This window comes from Streptomyces sp. NPDC005566 (assembly GCF_040605575.1).
Classification (GTDB): Bacteria; Actinomycetota; Actinomycetes; order Streptomycetales; family Streptomycetaceae; genus Streptomyces.
In genome coordinates this window covers 1-1,626 of record NZ_JBEXDB010000073.1, presented here as the reverse complement: position 1 = coordinate 1,626, position 1,626 = coordinate 1, and the positions used below count along the sequence as shown (strand labels likewise).

1 protein-coding gene and 1 pseudogene are annotated in these 1,626 nt (G+C 67.7%); both read right to left on the bottom strand.

The genetic code is table 11. The annotated features are described in order from the left end of the window. Positions 1–581, bottom strand: a 581-nt coding sequence (locus tag ABZS61_RS34780; RefSeq protein WP_356430511.1) for a 2-oxoacid:ferredoxin oxidoreductase subunit beta, incomplete at its 3' end; no start/stop codon positions are given. Next, a pseudogene (locus tag ABZS61_RS34775) lies at positions 574–1,626 on the bottom strand (2-oxoglutarate ferredoxin oxidoreductase subunit alpha); the annotation flags it as partial. The gene ABZS61_RS34780 and the pseudogene ABZS61_RS34775, both read right to left, overlap by 8 nt.

The window sequence follows — 1,626 nt, the reverse complement described above, 5'->3', positions numbered from 1 at the left end:
GTGAGGTGCTTGCGGTCGGAGTCGACGGTGCGGGCGACGAAGGACGCCTCGGCGCCCAGGGCGAGGGAGACGGGGTTGAAGGGGGCGTCGAGGGATCCCATCGGCGTCGACTTGGTGATCTTGCCGACTTCGGAGGTGGGGCTGTACTGGCCCTTGGTCAGCCCGTAGATCCTGTTGTTGAACAGGAGGATCTTGAGGTTGACGTTGCGGCGCAGGGCGTGGATGAGGTGGTTCCCGCCGATGGACAGGGCGTCTCCGTCGCCGGTGACGACCCAGACCGACAGGTCCCGGCGTGAGGTCGCCAGCCCGGTCGCGATGGACGGGGCGCGGCCGTGGATGGAGTGCATCCCGTAGGTGTTCATGTAGTACGGGAAGCGGGAGGAGCAGCCGATGCCGGAGACGAAGGTGATGTTCTCCTTCGCCAGCCCGAGTTCGGGCATGAACCCCTGCACCGCCGCGAGCACCGCGTAGTCACCGCAGCCCGGGCACCAGCGCACCTCCTGGTCGGACTTGAAGTCCTTCATGGACTGCTTGCCCTCGGCCTTGGGGACCAGGTGGAGGAGTTCGTTGGTGTCAGGCATCGATGGCCTCCTTGAGGGCTGTGGCGAGCTGCTCGGCCTTGAAGGGCATTCCGTTGACCTGGGTGTAACTGCGGGCGTCGATCAGGTACTTGGCCCGGATGAGGGTGGCGAGCTGGCCGAGGTTCATCTCCGGGATGACGACCTTGTCGTAGCCCTTCAGTACCTCGCCGAGGTTCTTCGGGAACGGGTTGAGGTGGCGCAGGTGGGCCTGCGCGATCGATTCGCCGGCCGCGCGCAGCCGGCGGACCGCCGCGGTGATCGGCCCGTACGTCGAACCCCACCCCAGAACGAGGGTGCCGGCGCCGGCCGGATCATCCACGTCCAGGTCGGGGACGGTGATGCCGTCGATCTTGGCCTGGCGGGTACGGACCATGAACTCGTGGTTGGCCGGGTCGTAGGAGATGTTCCCGGTGCCGTCCTGCTTCTCGATCCCGCCGATCCGGTGTTCCAGCCCCGGCGTCCCGGGAACCGCCCACGGACGGGCCAGCGTCTGCGGATCCCGCTTGTAGGGCCAGAACACCTCCGTACCATCGGCGAGTTCATGGTTGGGGCCGGTCGCGAACTGGGTCCGCAGGTCCGGGAGGCTGTCGGTCTCCGGGATCCGCCACGGCTCCGAACCGTTCGCCAGATACCCGTCCGACAGCAGGAACACCGGCGTCCGGTACGTCAGCGCGATCCGCACCGCGTCCAACGTCGCGTCGAAACAGTCCGCGGGAGTCCTCGGAGCCACGATCGGGACCGGGGCCTCACCGTTGCGCCCGTACATCGCCTGCAGCAGATCCGCCTGCTCCGTCTTCGTCGGCAGCCCCGTCGACGGACCGCCCCGCTGGATGTCGATGATCAGAAGCGGCAGCTCCAGGGAGACCGCCAGACCGATCGTCTCCGACTTCAGCGCCACACCCGGCCCCGACGTCGTCGTCACCCCCAGCGAACCGCCGAACGCCGCACCCAGCGCCGCCCCGATCCCCGCGATCTCGTCCTCCGCCTGGAACGTGCGCACACCGAAGTTCTTGTGACGCGACAGCTCATGCAGGATGTCCGACGC